At 59.8% G+C, this 14596-nt stretch carries 12 protein-coding genes; all 12 read right to left on the reverse strand.

Annotation, left to right across the window (positions count from 1 at the left end; all coding sequences use genetic code 11):
• Positions 1-2: 2 nt before the first annotated feature.
• On the reverse strand, positions 3-1787 hold the full coding sequence (nuoC, locus tag FXO12_RS02175) for an NADH-quinone oxidoreductase subunit C/D (RefSeq protein WP_003192111.1): 1785 nt from the start codon (positions 1785-1787) through the stop codon (positions 3-5).
• A 72-nt stretch (positions 1788-1859) separates the two neighbouring features.
• Positions 1860-2534: an NADH-quinone oxidoreductase subunit B family protein gene (locus tag FXO12_RS02180; protein WP_003174719.1), complete on the reverse strand. Its 675-nt coding sequence runs from the start codon at positions 2532-2534 to the stop codon at positions 1860-1862.
• Positions 2535-2544: 10 nt separating this feature from the next.
• Positions 2545-2958: an NADH-quinone oxidoreductase subunit A gene (locus tag FXO12_RS02185; RefSeq protein WP_003192109.1), complete on the reverse strand. Its 414-nt coding sequence runs from the start codon at positions 2956-2958 to the stop codon at positions 2545-2547.
• A gap of 643 nt (positions 2959-3601) precedes the next feature.
• Positions 3602-4927, reverse strand: coding sequence for an isocitrate lyase (aceA, locus tag FXO12_RS02190; RefSeq protein ID WP_003174717.1), 1326 nt, complete (start codon positions 4925-4927; stop codon positions 3602-3604).
• Positions 4928-5420: 493 nt separating this feature from the next.
• The gene (locus FXO12_RS02195) at positions 5421-6158 is read right to left on the reverse strand and encodes a secretin N-terminal domain-containing protein (RefSeq protein ID WP_014718909.1); all 738 of its coding nucleotides are present in this window, start codon (positions 6156-6158) and stop codon (positions 5421-5423) included.
• Between the two features lie 227 nt (positions 6159-6385).
• Entirely contained in the window at positions 6386-6808 is a 423-nt protein-coding gene (locus FXO12_RS02200) for a GNAT family N-acetyltransferase (protein ID WP_003192105.1), read from the reverse strand.
• Positions 6801-7967 carry a cupin domain-containing protein gene (locus FXO12_RS02205; protein WP_014718907.1) on the reverse strand — a complete coding sequence of 389 codons (1167 nt, stop codon included), beginning with the start codon at positions 7965-7967 and terminating at the stop codon, positions 6801-6803. Before FXO12_RS02205 ends, FXO12_RS02200 begins: the two co-directional genes overlap by 8 nt.
• A gap of 84 nt (positions 7968-8051) precedes the next feature.
• Positions 8052-9422, reverse strand: a complete 1371-nt coding sequence (gene purB, locus FXO12_RS02210) for an adenylosuccinate lyase (protein ID WP_014718906.1) — start codon at positions 9420-9422, stop codon at positions 8052-8054.
• 125 nt (positions 9423-9547) lie between these two features.
• On the reverse strand, positions 9548-10171 hold the full coding sequence (hflD, locus tag FXO12_RS02215) for a high frequency lysogenization protein HflD (protein WP_003192101.1): 624 nt from the start codon (positions 10169-10171) through the stop codon (positions 9548-9550).
• The gene (gene mnmA, locus FXO12_RS02220) at positions 10168-11292 is read right to left on the reverse strand and encodes a tRNA 2-thiouridine(34) synthase MnmA (protein ID WP_034127883.1); all 1125 of its coding nucleotides are present in this window, start codon (positions 11290-11292) and stop codon (positions 10168-10170) included. Before mnmA ends, hflD begins: the two co-directional genes overlap by 4 nt.
• 59 nt (positions 11293-11351) lie before the next feature.
• Positions 11352-11798 (reverse strand): NUDIX hydrolase, encoded by a 447-nt coding sequence (locus FXO12_RS02225; protein ID WP_057974909.1) that lies wholly within the window; start codon positions 11796-11798, stop codon positions 11352-11354.
• Positions 11799-12088: 290 nt separating this feature from the next.
• Positions 12089-14314, reverse strand: a complete 2226-nt coding sequence (locus FXO12_RS02230; RefSeq protein WP_057974908.1) for an NADP-dependent isocitrate dehydrogenase — start codon at positions 14312-14314, stop codon at positions 12089-12091.
• Positions 14315-14596: the final 282 nt, after the last annotated feature.

Below are 14596 nucleotides of genomic sequence, written 5' to 3' on the forward strand. Positions count from 1 at the left end.
GCTTAGCGGTCCACGTCGGCCATAACGAAATCGATACTACCCAGGTACGCAATCAAGTCCGCGACCATCTCGCCTTTGATCACCGAAGGGATCTGCTGCAAGTGGGCAAAACTTGGGGTACGAATCCGGGTGCGGTAGCTCATGGTGCCGCCATCGCTCGTCAGGTAATAACTGTTGATACCCTTGGTCGCTTCGATCATCTGGAAGGATTCGTTGGCCGGCATCACCGGGCCCCACGAAACCTGCAGGAAGTGCGTGATCAGGGTTTCGATGTGCTGCAGCGTGCGCTCTTTGGGCGGCGGCGTGGTCAGCGGGTGATCCGCCTTGTACGGGCCGGCCGGCATGTTGCGCATGCACTGCTCGATGATCTTCAGGCTCTGGCGCATTTCTTCGACGCGCACGATGCAACGGTCGTAGGCATCGCCATTGGCCGCCAGCGGTACTTCGAACTCGAAGTTCTCGTATCCGGAGTACGGGCGCGCTTTACGCAGGTCGAAGTCGCAACCGGTGGAACGCAGGCCGGCACCGGTGACGCCCCATTCCAGGGCCTCTTTGGTGTTGTACTGCGCGACGCCGATGGTGCGGCCCTTGAGGATGCTGTTGTCGAGGGCGGCTTTCTGGTACTCGTCCAGGCGCTTGGGCATCCAGTCGATGAATTCCTTGACCAGGCGTTCCCAGCCGTTCGGCAGGTCGTGGGCCACGCCGCCGATGCGGTACCAGGCCGGGTGCAGGCGGAAACCGGTGATGGCTTCGATGACCTTGTAGGCGCGCTGACGGTCGGTGAAGGTGAAGAACACCGGGGTCATGGCGCCGACGTCCTGGATATAGGTACCCAGGAACAGCAGGTGGCTGGTGATGCGGAAGAACTCGGCCATCATGATGCGGATGGTGTCGACGCGGTCCGGCACCTTGATGCCGGCCAGCTTCTCGACCGAGAGCACGTACGGCAGGTTGTTCATCACGCCGCCGAGGTAGTCGATACGGTCGGTGTACGGGATGAAGCTGTGCCAGGACTGGCGCTCGGCCATCTTCTCGGCGCCACGGTGGTGGTAGCCGATGTCCGGGACGCAGTCGACGATCTCTTCGCCGTCCAGTTGCAGGATGATACGGAAGGCACCGTGAGCCGAAGGGTGGTTCGGGCCCAGGTTGAGGAACATGTAGTCCTCGTTGGTGCCGGAACGCTTCATGCCCCAGTCTTCGGGGCGGAAGCGCGCCGCCTCTTCTTCTAGCTGCTGCTTGGCCAGGTTGAGGCTGAACGGGTCGAATTCGGTGGCGCGGGCAGGGAAGTCCTTGCGCAGCGGGTGACCTTCCCAGGTCGGCGGCATCATGATGCGCGTCAGGTGCGGGTGGCCCGGGAAGTCGATACCGAACATGTCCCAGACTTCACGCTCGTACCAGCTGGCGTTCGGCCAGATACCGGTGACGGTCGGGATGCTCAGGTCGCTCTCGCTCAGCGCGACCTTGATCATCACGTCGCTGTTACGTTCCAGCGACATCAGGTGGTAGAACACGGTGAAATCGGCGCCGCTCGGCAGGCCCTGGCGCTTGGTGCGCAGACGCTCGTCCACGCCATGCAGGTCATAGAGCATGACGTACGGCTTGGGCAGGTTGCGCAGGAAGGTCAGGACTTCGACGAGCCTGGCACGCGCCACCCACAGCACCGGCATACCGGTGCGTGTGGCCTGGGCGGTGAAGGCGTCAGGGCCAAAACGGTTATTGAGTTCGACAACCACATCCTGGTCGTCTGCCTTGTAAGGCGGGATGTACAGAGCACTGCCTGTAGTCATGGTTTTTTATCGCTTTCGGTCAACGTAAAGAATGAAGCCAGGTTTTCGTTCTATAAAAGAAGCGGTGCTGGATCAGACTTCGTCGGGGCTGCGCAGGTTGGTGACTGCGATTCGCTGTTCGCGGCGCTGTTCCTTTTGAGACGGCATCTCGGCGCGATAAACGCCTTGATCACCGACCACCCAGGACAGTGGGCGACGCTCCTTGCCAATCGATTCCTGCAACAGCATCAAGCCTTGCAGGAACGCTTCGGGACGGGGCGGGCAGCCAGGCACGTAGACGTCCACGGGCAGGAACTTGTCCACGCCTTGAACGACCGAGTAGATGTCGTACATGCCACCGGAGTTGGCGCACGAACCCATGGAGATAACCCATTTCGGCTCGAGCATTTGCTCATAGAGACGCTGGATGATCGGCGCCATCTTGATGAAGCAGGTCCCGGCGATAACCATGAAATCCGCCTGGCGCGGCGAGGCCCGGATAACTTCGGCGCCGAAGCGTGCGATGTCGTGGGGCGCCGTGAAGGCGGTGGTCATTTCCACGTAGCAGCACGAAAGGCCGAAGTTGTACGGCCACAGGGAGTTTTTACGCCCCCAGTTGACCGCGCCACTCAGCACGTCTTCCAGCTTGCCCATGTAGATGTTTTTGTGGACTTGGTCTTCTAACGGGTCGGAAACGGTTTCTCGTTCGCCGATGGGGTACTGCTCGTTAGGAGCATCCGGGTCGATCCTGGTGAGATTGTATTGCATTGCCAAAGCCTCATTGTTTCAGCTTCGCTTGCCGCTTGCGACGAGCTTCCGGAGCCCAGTCAAGGGCGCCCACTCGGAACAGGTAGACAAGACCTGCCAACAGAATTGCTATGAAAACGAGAGCTTCGACGAATCCGGTCCAGCCGCTTTCGCGGACGGACACAGACCATGCAAAGAGAAAGAGGGCTTCGATATCGAAGATCACGAACAACATCGCGACCAGATAGAATTTGGCTGAGAGCCGCAAGCGGGCGCCACCTGTAGGCAGCATGCCGGATTCGAACGGTTCGTTTTTGCTGCGGCCCCAGGCTTTTGACCCAAGGAGGCTGGACACGCCGAGCATGAAGGCGCAAAGGCCTACAACACCGAGAAGGAAAATGGCAAAGCCCCAGTTGTGGGCCATGAGTCCTGTCGCGTCGGTCATGCTGGAAATCCTTAACAGAGAGCAAAGGTCTCTGAGCTCGAAAAAGTAACGATGCAGTGACGATATGTCGCACTGCAATCAATCGCGGTGATTTTATGGCTAAACACCGGGCAAGTAAAATTCCCAGGGCGAAATTATTCGGTGGAATAAGCACATAGTGCACCTTCTTGGGGCTGTAGCCCTTGTGGTGTGGGCATTAGCGGGCTTTTCATCAATTATGTTTTGTTTAAGCTGTAACGAAGTTTTCGGGTGCCAAATGATAATGAATATTGTTTGCGAGGGGTGTAAGCGAGTGTTTCTCATGTGGCGCGGGAAGTTACCGTTACTTGCTTGAGTGTCGCTTAGTTGTCGCAACGGTTCTTTTAACCGATCGGATGTGCGCGGATACCGCTCTGGATCAATGTTTTTAGCAAAAAACTATGGATTGGGCGTGGTCAATGTGGGAGCTGGCTTGCCTGCGATGGCGGCGGATCAGCTGAAACACCTGCCTCTGACCCACCGCCATCGCAGGCAAGCCAGCTCCCACCATTGATTTTCGGTGATTCCTAGGCAAAAAAAACGCCCCGAACCAGTCGGGGCGTGATTGTTGCGCGGCACTGCGGTTAGGTCTTCCGTGGGGCCGCAGTGGCCGTGTACGCGGTACTTAGTGGAACTGCTCTTCTTCGGTCGAACCGGTCAGCGCGGTCACGGACGAGGTGCCGCCCTGGATCACGGTGGTCATGTCGTCGAAGTAACCGGTGCCCACTTCCTGCTGGTGCGCCACGAAGGTGTAGCCTTTGGCGGCGTCAGCGAATTCCTGCTCCTGCAGCTTCACGTAGGCTGTCATGTCGTTGCGGGCGTAGTCGTGCGCCAGGTTGAACATGCTGTGCCACATGTTGTGAATGCCGGCCAGGGTGATGAACTGGTGCTTGTAGCCCATTGCCGACAGTTCGCGCTGGAACTTGGCGATGGTCGCGTCGTCCAGGTTCTTCTTCCAGTTGAAGGAAGGCGAGCAGTTGTAGGACAGCAGTTGGTCCGGGTATTCCTTCTTGATCGCTTCGGCGAAGCGACGGGCTTCGTCCAGGTCCGGCTTGGCGGTTTCGCACCAGATCAGGTCGGCGTACGGCGCGTAGGCCAGGCCGCGGGCGATTGCCTGGTCGAGGCCGGCGCGCACTTTATAGAAGCCTTCCTGGGTACGCTCGCCGGTAACGAATGGTTGGTCGTACGGGTCGCAGTCCGAGGTCAGCAAGTCTGCCGCGTTGGCGTCGGTACGGGCCAGGATGATGGTCGGTGTGCCGGCAACGTCAGCGGCCAGGCGGGCAGCGGTCAGCTTCTGCACGGCTTCCTGGGTCGGTACCAGTACCTTGCCGCCCATGTGGCCGCATTTCTTCACTGACGCAAGCTGGTCTTCGAAGTGCACGCCGGCAGCGCCTGCTTCGATCATGCTCTTCATCAGCTCGTAGGCGTTGAGTACGCCGCCGAAACCGGCCTCGGCATCAGCCACGATTGGCGCGAAGTAGTCGATGTAGCCTTCATCGCCTGGGTTCTTGCCGGCTTTCCACTGGATCTGGTCGGCACGACGGAACGAGTTGTTGATGCGCTTGACCACGGTTGGCACCGAGTCCACCGGATACAGCGATTGGTCGGGGTACATGGATTCAGCGGAGTTGTTGTCCGCTGCCACTTGCCAACCGGACAGGTAGATCGCCTGGATACCGGCTTTTACCTGCTGGACTGCCTGGCCGCCAGTGAGGGCGCCCATGCAGTTGACGAAATCTTTGTCGGGACGGAAAGAAGGCTTGGCACCCTGAGTGACCAGGTTCCACAGCTTCTCGGCGCCGAGTTTTGCAAAGGTGTGCTCAGGTTGGACCGAGCCACGCAGGCGGACGACGTCAGCAGCGGAATAAGCGCGGGTCACGCCTTTCCAGCGTGGGTTTTCAGCCCAGTCTTTTTCAAGGGCTGCAATTTGCTGTTCGCGTGTCAGTGCCATGGGGAAAAACCTCGTCGCGTCTTGTTTGAAGTATCCGTTTGCCAGCCCGGCATTCGTTGCCTGGGTAGGGTTGCTCGCTGACCAGAAGCTTTGGTGTTCAAGTCAAATCTGACGGAGGTAGGCGACGGTATGAACGATGGGGCTCAAGGGGGAGTTGAGCAGGTAAGGGCAAACTGCGAACGGTCTTCGGGCGTCGTGGGCCTTTGTACGATCCATCAGTGTGTAGCCGGGTTACCTGGTTGGCTTCCGTCCCTCGGGACAACTTCGTTCCAGTCGCAACCAACGTCAAACACACCTTGTGGGCGGTACAGACACGAATCGGCTCAGGTGGGTAGCTTAGAGCGGCGATCCGAAGGCCCTTGCCAGGGCCCCTGATTAGCGGGAGCGAGGCCATCATGCCCATGCTTTTTTGGCTCGTCAAATGTTTTGTAGTGCTTTTTTTTAGGCACTACATCTTTAGTCTAATGCGACTTGCCAGTCAGTTTTTGGTGCCTCAGTTCAGGGTGTCGACCTTGACCCGCAAAGTCAGGTCATCGCGGCCCTGAGTAGAGTAGCTGCGGGTTGTAGAGGATTTGTCCGCCTGGGTTTCACGATTGATGCCGGCCAGGGGGATCCATTCGCCCAGGCGGCCGCTGACGGTTGTGTCGGTGCTTTGCACGTTCACTACATCGGGACGTTCCTGGCTCATGCGGTCACGGTTGGTACTGATGGCCAAGTGGACGGTCTCGCCGGTGACGCTGGCGGTCACGTAAAAACCCTGGGTGACGTTGCGATACTGGGTCTGGTTTTGCAGGCGGCCATAGCTATCCTGTTGCGTGGTGGTCAGCGGTACACTCTGGCCGACCTGGATCAGCGCGGGCACGCCTTCGCTGGCCTGGATCTGCTGCACGCCACCGTCGCGGCTGGCAGTGCCGTAGCTGATGATGCGGGTCTGGCTGTCACCGCTGTTCTGTTGGTTGTTCTCGTTGGTATCGACGGTGATTAGCAGGCGTTTGGCCGGTGTATCCAATTGGCCGAGCAGTGCGCGCAAGCCCTCGATCCTGGCGGGCTCAGCGTTAACGATAAGCTGGTTGCCGTAGGCGCTGACGGTGCCGTCCTTGCCAATGAAGTTCTGCGCCACGGGCAGCAGGTCGGCGCTGGTGCGGTTGTTCAGGTTGACGACTTCAGTGGCGGCCATGGCGCAAGCGCTGACGGTCATCACGAGGGCGGTGAGCAGGGTGCGTAGGGACATGTCCGTTATCTCTGCGAGTCATTTGCTTGATAGTGCCAGTTTGTCGGCCTGGTGGGTCGCAAGTTGAATCGTAGACGGCAAAATGCCCTGGCAGGCAGGGCATTTTGTGGTGTTGTTGAAATAGCTATCGCAGGCAAGCCAGCTCCCACACTTGAGCGTATTCCAGGGATGTGCTCGGTCAGCTGTGGGGGCTGGCTTGCCTGCGATAAAGGCGATGCGGGCTTGAATCAGCCCTCGCGCACCATATCCACATGCGGAATCCCGACCTCAAGAAACTCATCGCTGACGATCTTGAAACCCAGTCGCTCATAGAACGGTGCCGCATACACCTGCGCACTCAGGAATTGCCTGGTCTGGCCGCGTTTCACGGCCTCGCCAATTACTGCTTCCATCAGCTTGTCGCCGACTTTCAGTCCGCGCCAGTCCTTGAGCACCGATACCCGACCGATCTCGCCGCTGGGCAGCAATCGAGCGGTGCCAATCGGGAAGTCGCCTTCGTATGCAAGAAAATGCATGGCGCCGGCATCGTCCGCGTCCCACTCCAATTCAGGCGGGACCGATTGTTCAGCGATGAATACCGCTTCACGAATGCGCCGAATCTCGTCGATATCCTTTCGCCAGTCCGCGACACTTACGTGAATTTTATTCATCCGCGAACCCCAGGCTGCCTTGCTTGACCAGTTCGCACAGTAGGTCGCGACCGTCTTCGTCGGCCAGCCACTCGCCCAGGTTTTCGCTGTGCAGTGCATCGGCCGAGCACACCAGCTTCAACAGTTCACGCAGTTTGCCCGGCAGGTAACGGCTCTGGCCGCTGGCGAACAGCAGTACGTCGTCATCCACTTCGGACCAGGCCAGGCGTGCGCTCGGGTTGCGCACCAGGATCGCGCCGTCTTGCAGGCTGTTGATGAAGTCTTCTTCGCCCAACTCTTCACCGGCCACCAGTTCCGGGTAGCGTGGCTCGGTCATGAACTGGCCGAACCAGGTCAGCAGCATGCGCTCATCGCTCATGTGCTCGGCGAGCAGGCCCTTGAGGCGGTCCAGTGCGTCGCCCTGGATCTGGTGTGGGTCGCTGACCGGCTGGGCGTCGGCGTCGGTGTAGCGCTCTTCGTCGGTCAGGTACTGGCTGAGGAAGTCGGTGAAGTGGGTCAGCACTTCAGCGGCGCTCGGTGCACGGAAACCTACGGAATAGGTCATGCAGTCGTCTTCGGCAATACCGAAATGGGCCAGGCGCGGGGGCAGGTAGAGCATGTCGCCCGGTTCGAGCACCCATTCGGCGCTTTCTTCGAATTCGGCGAGGATGCGCAGGTCGGCGTGTTGCAGTAACGGGCTTTCGGAATTGCACATCTGGCCGATCTTCCAGTTGCGCTTGCCCTGGGCTTGCAGCAGGAACACATCGTAGTTATCGAAATGCGGACCGACGCTGCCACCCGGCGCGGCGAAGCTGATCATCACATCATCGATACGCCAGCTCGGCAGGAAGCGGAAGTGCTCCAGCAGCTCAGCCACCTCCGGCACGAACTGGTCGACTGCCTGCACCAGCAGGGTCCACTCGCGCTCGGGCAGGGTGCTGAAAGCGTCTTCGGCGAACGGGCCGCGACGCAGTTCCCACGGGCGCTCGCCGTGTTCGATCACCAGGCGCGACTCGACTTCTTCTTCCAGGGCCAGGCCTGCCAGTTCGTCGGCGTCGATCGGGCTTTCGAAGTCAGGGATGGCCTGGCGGATCAGCAGCGGTTTTTTCTGCCAGTAGTCGCGCAGGAATTCCCGTGCCGTGATGCCGCCCAGAAGTTGAAGAGGGATATCAGGATTCATGTGTAACCTATTGAAAAAAAGCACTTTTAAGACAGGAATAAAAACGCCCGGCGCGGCCGGGCGTCTCAAAGGAGCTTGCTTGGATCAGATGCGCTTGGCTTGTTCTACAGCGTTGCCGATGTAGTTGGCCGGGGTGAGCAGTTTCAGCTCGGCCTTGGCTGCGGCTGGCATGTCCAGGCCGTCGATGAAAGTTTGCAGCGCTTCGGGGCTGATGCCCTTGCCGCGCGTCAATTCTTTCAGCTTCTCGTAGGGGTTTTCGATGTTGTAGCGGCGCATTACGGTCTGGATCGGCTCGGCCAATACTTCCCAGCACGCGTCCAGGTCAGCGGCAATTTTCTGCTCGTTGAGCTCCAGCTTGCTGATGCCTTTGAGGCTGGCTTCGTACGCGATCACGCTGTGGGCAAATCCGACACCGAGGTTGCGCAGTACGGTGGAGTCGGTCAGGTCGCGCTGCCAGCGGGAGATCGGCAACTTGCTGGCCAGGTGCTGGAACAGGGCGTTGGCGATACCCAGGTTGCCTTCGGAGTTTTCGAAGTCGATCGGGTTGACCTTGTGCGGCATGGTCGACGAACCGATTTCGCCTGCAATGGTGCGCTGCTTGAAGTAGCCCAGGGAGATGTAGCCCCAGATATCGCGATCGAAATCGATCAAGATGGTGTTGAAGCGTGCAATCGCGTCGAACAGCTCGGCGATGTAGTCGTGGGGTTCGATCTGCGTGGTGTAGGGGTTGAAGCCCAGGCCCAATTCGTCTTCGATGAAGGCGCGGGCGTTGGCTTCCCAGTCGATCTCAGGGTAGGCCGACAGGTGGGCGTTGTAGTTGCCTACGGCGCCGTTGATCTTGCCCAGCAATGGCACGGCGGCGACTTGGGCGATCTGACGCTCCAGGCGGTACACCACGTTGGCCAGTTCTTTGCCCAGGGTGGTCGGCGAGGCCGGTTGGCCGTGGGTGCGCGACAGCATCGGCACGGCGGCGAAACGGATCGCCAGCTCGCGGATGGCTTCGGCGGTCTGGCGCATCAGCGGCAGCATCACGTCATCACGGCCTTCGCGCAGCATCAAGGCGTGGGACAGGTTGTTGATGTCCTCGCTGGTGCAGGCAAAGTGGATGAACTCGCTGACCTGGGCCAGTTCCGGCAGTTGGGCCGCTTGCTCTTTGAGCAGGTATTCGATGGCTTTGACGTCGTGGTTGGTGGTGCGCTCGATCTCTTTCACACGCTCGGCGTGCTCCAGGGAGAAGTTTTCCGCCAGGGTGTTCAATACAGCGTTGGCCTCGGCGGAAAACGCCGGCACTTCGCTGATGGCGGGGTGAGCGGCCAGGCGCTGGAGCCAGCGCACTTCAACCAGGACACGGGCACGGATCAGGCCGTACTCGCTGAAAATAGGGCGCAGGGCCTGGGTTTTGCCGGCGTAGCGGCCGTCAACAGGGGAAACCGCAGTGAGCGAAGAGAGCTGCATGGGGTGTTCTCGGACAGTCGGGCAACGAAATGGGGCGCGTATCATACATGAAAAAATCCGCCGGTCCGTCGCCAACTGACCGGCGTATTACGCGTAATGGCTTGAAAACAGCCTGCTGGTGCGACTTATTCGTTGCGCATCAACGGGTAAAGCTCTTTGAGCAATTTGCGTCGGCTGATCACCAACTGCCAGCGATGACCGCCCAGTTGGCGCCACAAGCGTGCCGAACGAATACCGGCCAGGAGCAGGGCGCGGATTTTCGACGCGTTGTTGGGTTGCTGCAGGTTACGCATGTCGCCATGCACCTGGATGCGCTGGCGCAGGGTGCTCAAGGTGTCCTGGTACAGCGCACCACAGGCGGCGATCACGTTTTCGTGGGCCGGGCCGAAGTGTTCTACCTGGGACTGGATCTGCGGCAGGCGCTTGCCGATGGTGTCCAGCAGGTCGTCGCGCTTGGCCAACTGGCGCTCAAGGCCGAGCATCGACAGGGCATAACGTAGCGGCTCGCGCTGCAAAGTACTGGGGTCGCGCTCCAGGGCGCCGATCAGGGCGCGATAGCCTTCACGCAGGGCCAGGTCGTCGCCGCCGTAAACCTCAAGGGTGTCCTTGGGGTCGCGGATCAGCAGGCTGCCGAGCATGCAGGTCAGGCCGGCTTCAGTGACCTGGCCGGTCTTGGCGATCTTGTCCACCAGTACCGCAGCGAGAAAGACACCGCCAAGGGCTGTCAACTGCTCCTGGGTCGGGCTCATGCCGGGTTGCTCCAGGCTTGCGCAACTTCAATCACGCCGCCGCCCAGGCAGATTTCGCCGTCATAGAACACCACGGACTGGCCAGGGGTGACCGCGCGTTGCGGATCATCGAAGGTGGCACGGTAGCCGGTGGCGGTCTTTTCCAGGGTGCAGGGCTGGTCGCTCTGGCGATAACGCACTTTGGCGGTCAGGCGGCGCGGGGTGCTCAAGTCGATAGGGTTGACCCAATAAATCTCGGAAGCGAGCAGGGCGCCGGAGAACAGTAGCGGATGCTCGTTGCCCTGGCCGACCACCAGCACGTTGTTCTCCAGGTCTTTGACCAGTACGTACCACGGCTCTTCACCGGCGTCCTTCAAACCGCCGATGCCCAAGCCCTGGCGTTGACCGATGGTGTGGTACATCAAGCCATGGTGGCGGCCGATCACTTCACCCTCGGTGGTCTTGATCTCGCCCGGTTGCGCCGGCAGGTATTGCTTGAGGAAATCGCTGAAGCGCCGCTCGCCGATAAAGCAAATGCCGGTGGAGTCTTTCTTCTTGGCGGTGGCCAGGCCGTGCTTCTCGGCAATCTTGCGCACTTCGGGTTTTTCCAGCTCGCCGACCGGGAACAGAGTCTTGGCGATCTGTTCACCGCCCACGGCGTGCAGGAAGTAGCTCTGGTCCTTGTTCGGGTCCAGGCCCTTGAGCAGTTCGGTGCGGCCATCGATATCGCGACGGCGCACGTAGTGGCCGGTAGCTATCAGGTCGGCGCCGAGCATCATAGCGTAGTCGAGGAAGGCCTTGAACTTGATTTCGCGGTTACACAGGATGTCCGGGTTCGGCGTGCGGCCGGCCTTGTATTCGGCCAGGAAGTGCTCGAACACGTTGTCCCAGTACTCGGCGGCGAAGTTGGCGGTGTGCAGCTTGATGCCGATCTTGTCGCACACGGCCTGCGCGTCCGCCAGGTCGTCCATGGCGGTGCAGTATTCGGTTCCATCGTCTTCTTCCCAGTTCTTCATGAACAGGCCTTCCACCTCATAACCCTGCTCCATGAGCAGAACGGCGGAAACGGAAGAATCCACGCCGCCGGACATGCCGACGATGACGCGCTTCTTTTGTGTGTCAGAAGGGGCTGGATCACGCATAGGGTTTCAACGGGTGTCTTGAAAAAGGACGCGATTCTATCAGGCCCGAGCCGCTAAGGCTAAAGAGAAGGGCGGATCAATTCGAGACTGTGCCTGTGGCCGGCCAGATAATCATCGATGCAGCGGATGATCAGCTCGCTGCGCCAGTCGTCGCGCACGGCCATCAGCTCGTCACGGGTCAACCAGCGGGCGCGCAGGATGCCTTCGTCAAGTTGATAATCCGGGTGGTGTTTAAGCGCCTTGGCGATAAAGCACACGCGCTGATAGGTCACGCCATTGCTCGGCGCGGTGTACAGGTAGATGCCGACAATGCCGGTGGCTTCTACGTCCCAACCGGTTTCTTCAAGGGTTTCGCGCACGGCGGCTTCGGTCAGGGTTTCGTTCGGGTCCAGGTGGCCGGCGGGCTGGTTGAGCACGGCGCGGCCGCCCTTGAGTTCTTCGACCATCAGGAACTTGCCGTTGTCTTCGACGATGGTGGCGACGGTGATGTGGGGGAGCCAGGTCATTGCAAGCCTCGGTATCGGGAAGGTGACTCGGTCAATGTGGGAGCTGGCTTGCCTTAATGCCAGTCAATTAAGGCTTTTCTGTAGGAGCGAGCTTGCTCGCGAAAAACGTCAACGATAACGCGTGTTTGCTGAATGAACGCGGCGCCTTTGAGTTTTTCGCGAGCAAGCTCGCTCCTACAGGCTGTAATCGCAGGCAAGCCAGCTCCCACATTTGATTGGGTTTCTTCAATGAAGTCCCTACAAACAGAAACCCCGGCACTTGGCCGGGGCGTCTTTGCATCCTTACAACCTTACTTCAACTTGGCAATCGCCGCATTGAGGGTGTTGCTCGGGCGCATGGCTTTGCTGGTCAGCTCAGGGTTCGGCGCGTAGTAGCCGCCGATGTCCACTGGCTTGCCCTGTACGGCGTTGAGTTCGGCAACGATGGTTGCTTCGTTCTCGGCCAGGGTTTTGGCCAGTTCGCCAAACTGCGCTTGCAGTGCAGTGTCTTCTGTCTGGGCGGCCAGGGCTTGTGCCCAGTACAGCGCCAGGTAGAAGTGGCTGCCGCGGTTGTCGATGTTGCCGACTTTGCGCGATGGCGACTTGTTGTTGTCCAGGAACTGGCCGGTGGCCTGGTCCAGGGTCTTGGACAGTACCAGGGCTTTCGGGTTGTTGTACGTCACACCCAAATGCTCAAGGGACGCAGCCAGGGCCAGGAACTCGCCCAGGGAATCCCAGCGCAGGAAGTTTTCTTCCAGCAGTTGCTGCACGTGCTTGGGAGCCGAACCGCCAGCGCCGGTTTCGAACAGGCCACCGCCATTCATCAGCGGCACGATCGACAGCATCTTGGCGCTGGTGCCCAGTTCCATGATCGGGAACAGGTCGGTCAGGTAGTCGCGCAGTACGTTGCCGGTCACCGAGATGGTGTCCAGGCCCTTGCGGGTGCGCTCCAGGGTGAACTTCATCGCATCGACCGGGGCCATGATGCGGATGTCCAGGCCTTCGGTGTTGTGGTCTTTCAGGTAAGCCTGAACTTTCTCGACCACTACGCCATCGTGGGCGCGCTGGGGGTCCAGCCAGAAGATGGCTGGGGTGTTGCTGGCGCGGGCACGGTTGACGGCGAGCTTGACCCAGTCCTGGATCGGAGCGTCTTTGGTCTGGCACATGCGGAAGATGTCGCCAGCTTCGACGTTCTGTTCCATCAGCAGGTTGCCCTGGCTGTCGGTGACGCGGACAACGCCGTCAGCCTTGATCTGGAAGGTCTTGTCGTGGGAACCGTACTCTTCGGCTTTCTTGGCCATCAGGCCAACGTTTGGCACGCTGCCCATGGTGGTCGGGTCGAAGGCGCCATTGGCCTTGCAGTCTTCGATGACCGCCTGGTAGATGGTGGCGTAGCAGCGATCCGGGATCACGGCCTTGGTGTCGTGCAACTGGCCGTCGGTGCCCCACATCTTGCCGGAGTCACGGATCATCGCTGGCATCGAGGCGTCGACGATGACGTCGCTTGGCACGTGCAGGTTGGTGATGCCTTTGTCGGAGTTGACCATCGCCAGGGCAGGGCGAACGGCGTAGACCGCCTGGATGTCGGCTTCGATCTGCGCTTGCTGGTCGGCCGGCAGGGCCTTGATGCGAGCGTACAAGTCGCCGATGCCGTTGTTCAGGTTGAAGCCGATCTGTTCCAGCACGGTCGCGTGCTTGGCCAGGGCATCTTTATAGAACTCAGCAACGATCTGGCCGAACATGATTGGGTCGGAGACCTTCATCATGGTGGCTTTCAAGTGAACCGACAGCAGCACGCCTTGCTTCTTGGCGTCTTCGATTTCAGCGGCGATGAAGCTGCGCAGGGCTTTCTTGCTCAGCACGGCGGTGTCGATGATTTCGCCGGCCTGAACGCTGGTCTTTTCCTTCAGGACGGTGGTGGTGCCGTCCTTTGCAACCAGCGCAATTTTGACCGCGTCAGCGGTTTCGATCTGCACGGCTTTTTCGCTGCCGTAGAAGTCGCCGTTGTTCATGTGGGCAATGTGCGACTTGGAGTCGGCAGCCCAGGCGCCCATCTTGTGCGGGTGCTTGCGTGCGTAGTTCTTGACCGACAGCGGTGCGCGACGGTCGGAGTTGCCTTCGCGCAGTACCGGGTTCACGGCGCTGCCCTTGACCTTGTCGTAACGTGCACGGGTTTCTTTTTCCGCGTCGGTGGTTACGGTTTCAGGGTAGTCCGGCAGGGCGTAGCCCTGGGCCTGCAGTTCCTTGATCGCGGCTTGCAGCTGCGGGGTCGAGGCGCTGATGTTGGGAAGCTTGATGATGTTGGCTTCAGGCGTAACGGCCAGGTCGCCCAGTTCGGCGAGGTGGTCCGGGATGGCCTTGGTGCCCAGTTGCTCGGGAAAGCTTGCGAGGATGCGCCCGGCGAGGGAAATGTCGCGGGTTTCCACGGCAATATCAGCGGAAGCGGTGAAGGCCTCTACGATAGGCAGCAGTGAATAGGTGGCGAGGGCTGGGGCTTCGTCGGTGAAGGTGTAGATGATCTTCGAGCGGGTGGGCATATTCGGATTAACTCTCTTCTTTGCTGAAAGCGTGCGCAGAAACTCGAGATGCGCCGGGTAGAGCGCGTTCGTTCAAAGTCATCCATGAGCGAAATGTCGAAGTTTCTTCGCGGTGATGTTGGTTTGCATCAGTCGAGCGTCAAGCGGGTGGGCTATGGTAATAGTCCGGCTTTCTGGCGAAAGGCTACGTTCTAGAGCGGTCCGCCGTCGTGACTCTTTGGTCAGCGGCGGCATTATACATAGGTCGCTATGCTTACGCTGAGCCTTCATACAAAAGGGGGC

It is taken from the genome of Pseudomonas sp. J380 (assembly GCF_009827115.1).
Classification (GTDB): Bacteria; Pseudomonadota; Gammaproteobacteria; order Pseudomonadales; family Pseudomonadaceae; genus Aquipseudomonas; species Aquipseudomonas paracarnis.

What these genes read in the sequence shown, in the direction of transcription:
- nuoC (WP_003192111.1), bottom strand. Translation starts at nt 1,787, where the DNA reads ATGACTACAGGCAGTGCTCTGTACATCCCGCCTTACAAGGCAGACGAC.
- FXO12_RS02180 (WP_003174719.1), bottom strand. Translation starts at nt 2,534, where the DNA reads ATGCAATACAATCTCACCAGGATCGACCCGGATGCTCCTAACGAGCAG.
- FXO12_RS02185 (WP_003192109.1), bottom strand. Translation starts at nt 2,958, where the DNA reads ATGACCGACGCGACAGGACTCATGGCCCACAACTGGGGCTTTGCCATT.
- aceA (WP_003174717.1), bottom strand. Translation starts at nt 4,927, where the DNA reads ATGGCACTGACACGCGAACAGCAAATTGCAGCCCTTGAAAAAGACTGG.
- FXO12_RS02195 (WP_014718909.1), bottom strand. Translation starts at nt 6,158, where the DNA reads ATGTCCCTACGCACCCTGCTCACCGCCCTCGTGATGACCGTCAGCGCT.
- FXO12_RS02200 (WP_003192105.1), bottom strand. Translation starts at nt 6,808, where the DNA reads ATGAATAAAATTCACGTAAGTGTCGCGGACTGGCGAAAGGATATCGAC.
- FXO12_RS02205 (WP_014718907.1), bottom strand. Translation starts at nt 7,967, where the DNA reads ATGAATCCTGATATCCCTCTTCAACTTCTGGGCGGCATCACGGCACGG.
- purB (WP_014718906.1), bottom strand. Translation starts at nt 9,422, where the DNA reads ATGCAGCTCTCTTCGCTCACTGCGGTTTCCCCTGTTGACGGCCGCTAC.
- hflD (WP_003192101.1), bottom strand. Translation starts at nt 10,171, where the DNA reads ATGAGCCCGACCCAGGAGCAGTTGACAGCCCTTGGCGGTGTCTTTCTC.
- mnmA (WP_034127883.1), bottom strand. Translation starts at nt 11,292, where the DNA reads ATGCGTGATCCAGCCCCTTCTGACACACAAAAGAAGCGCGTCATCGTC.
- FXO12_RS02225 (WP_057974909.1), bottom strand. Translation starts at nt 11,798, where the DNA reads ATGACCTGGCTCCCCCACATCACCGTCGCCACCATCGTCGAAGACAAC.
- FXO12_RS02230 (WP_057974908.1), bottom strand. Translation starts at nt 14,314, where the DNA reads ATGCCCACCCGCTCGAAGATCATCTACACCTTCACCGACGAAGCCCCA.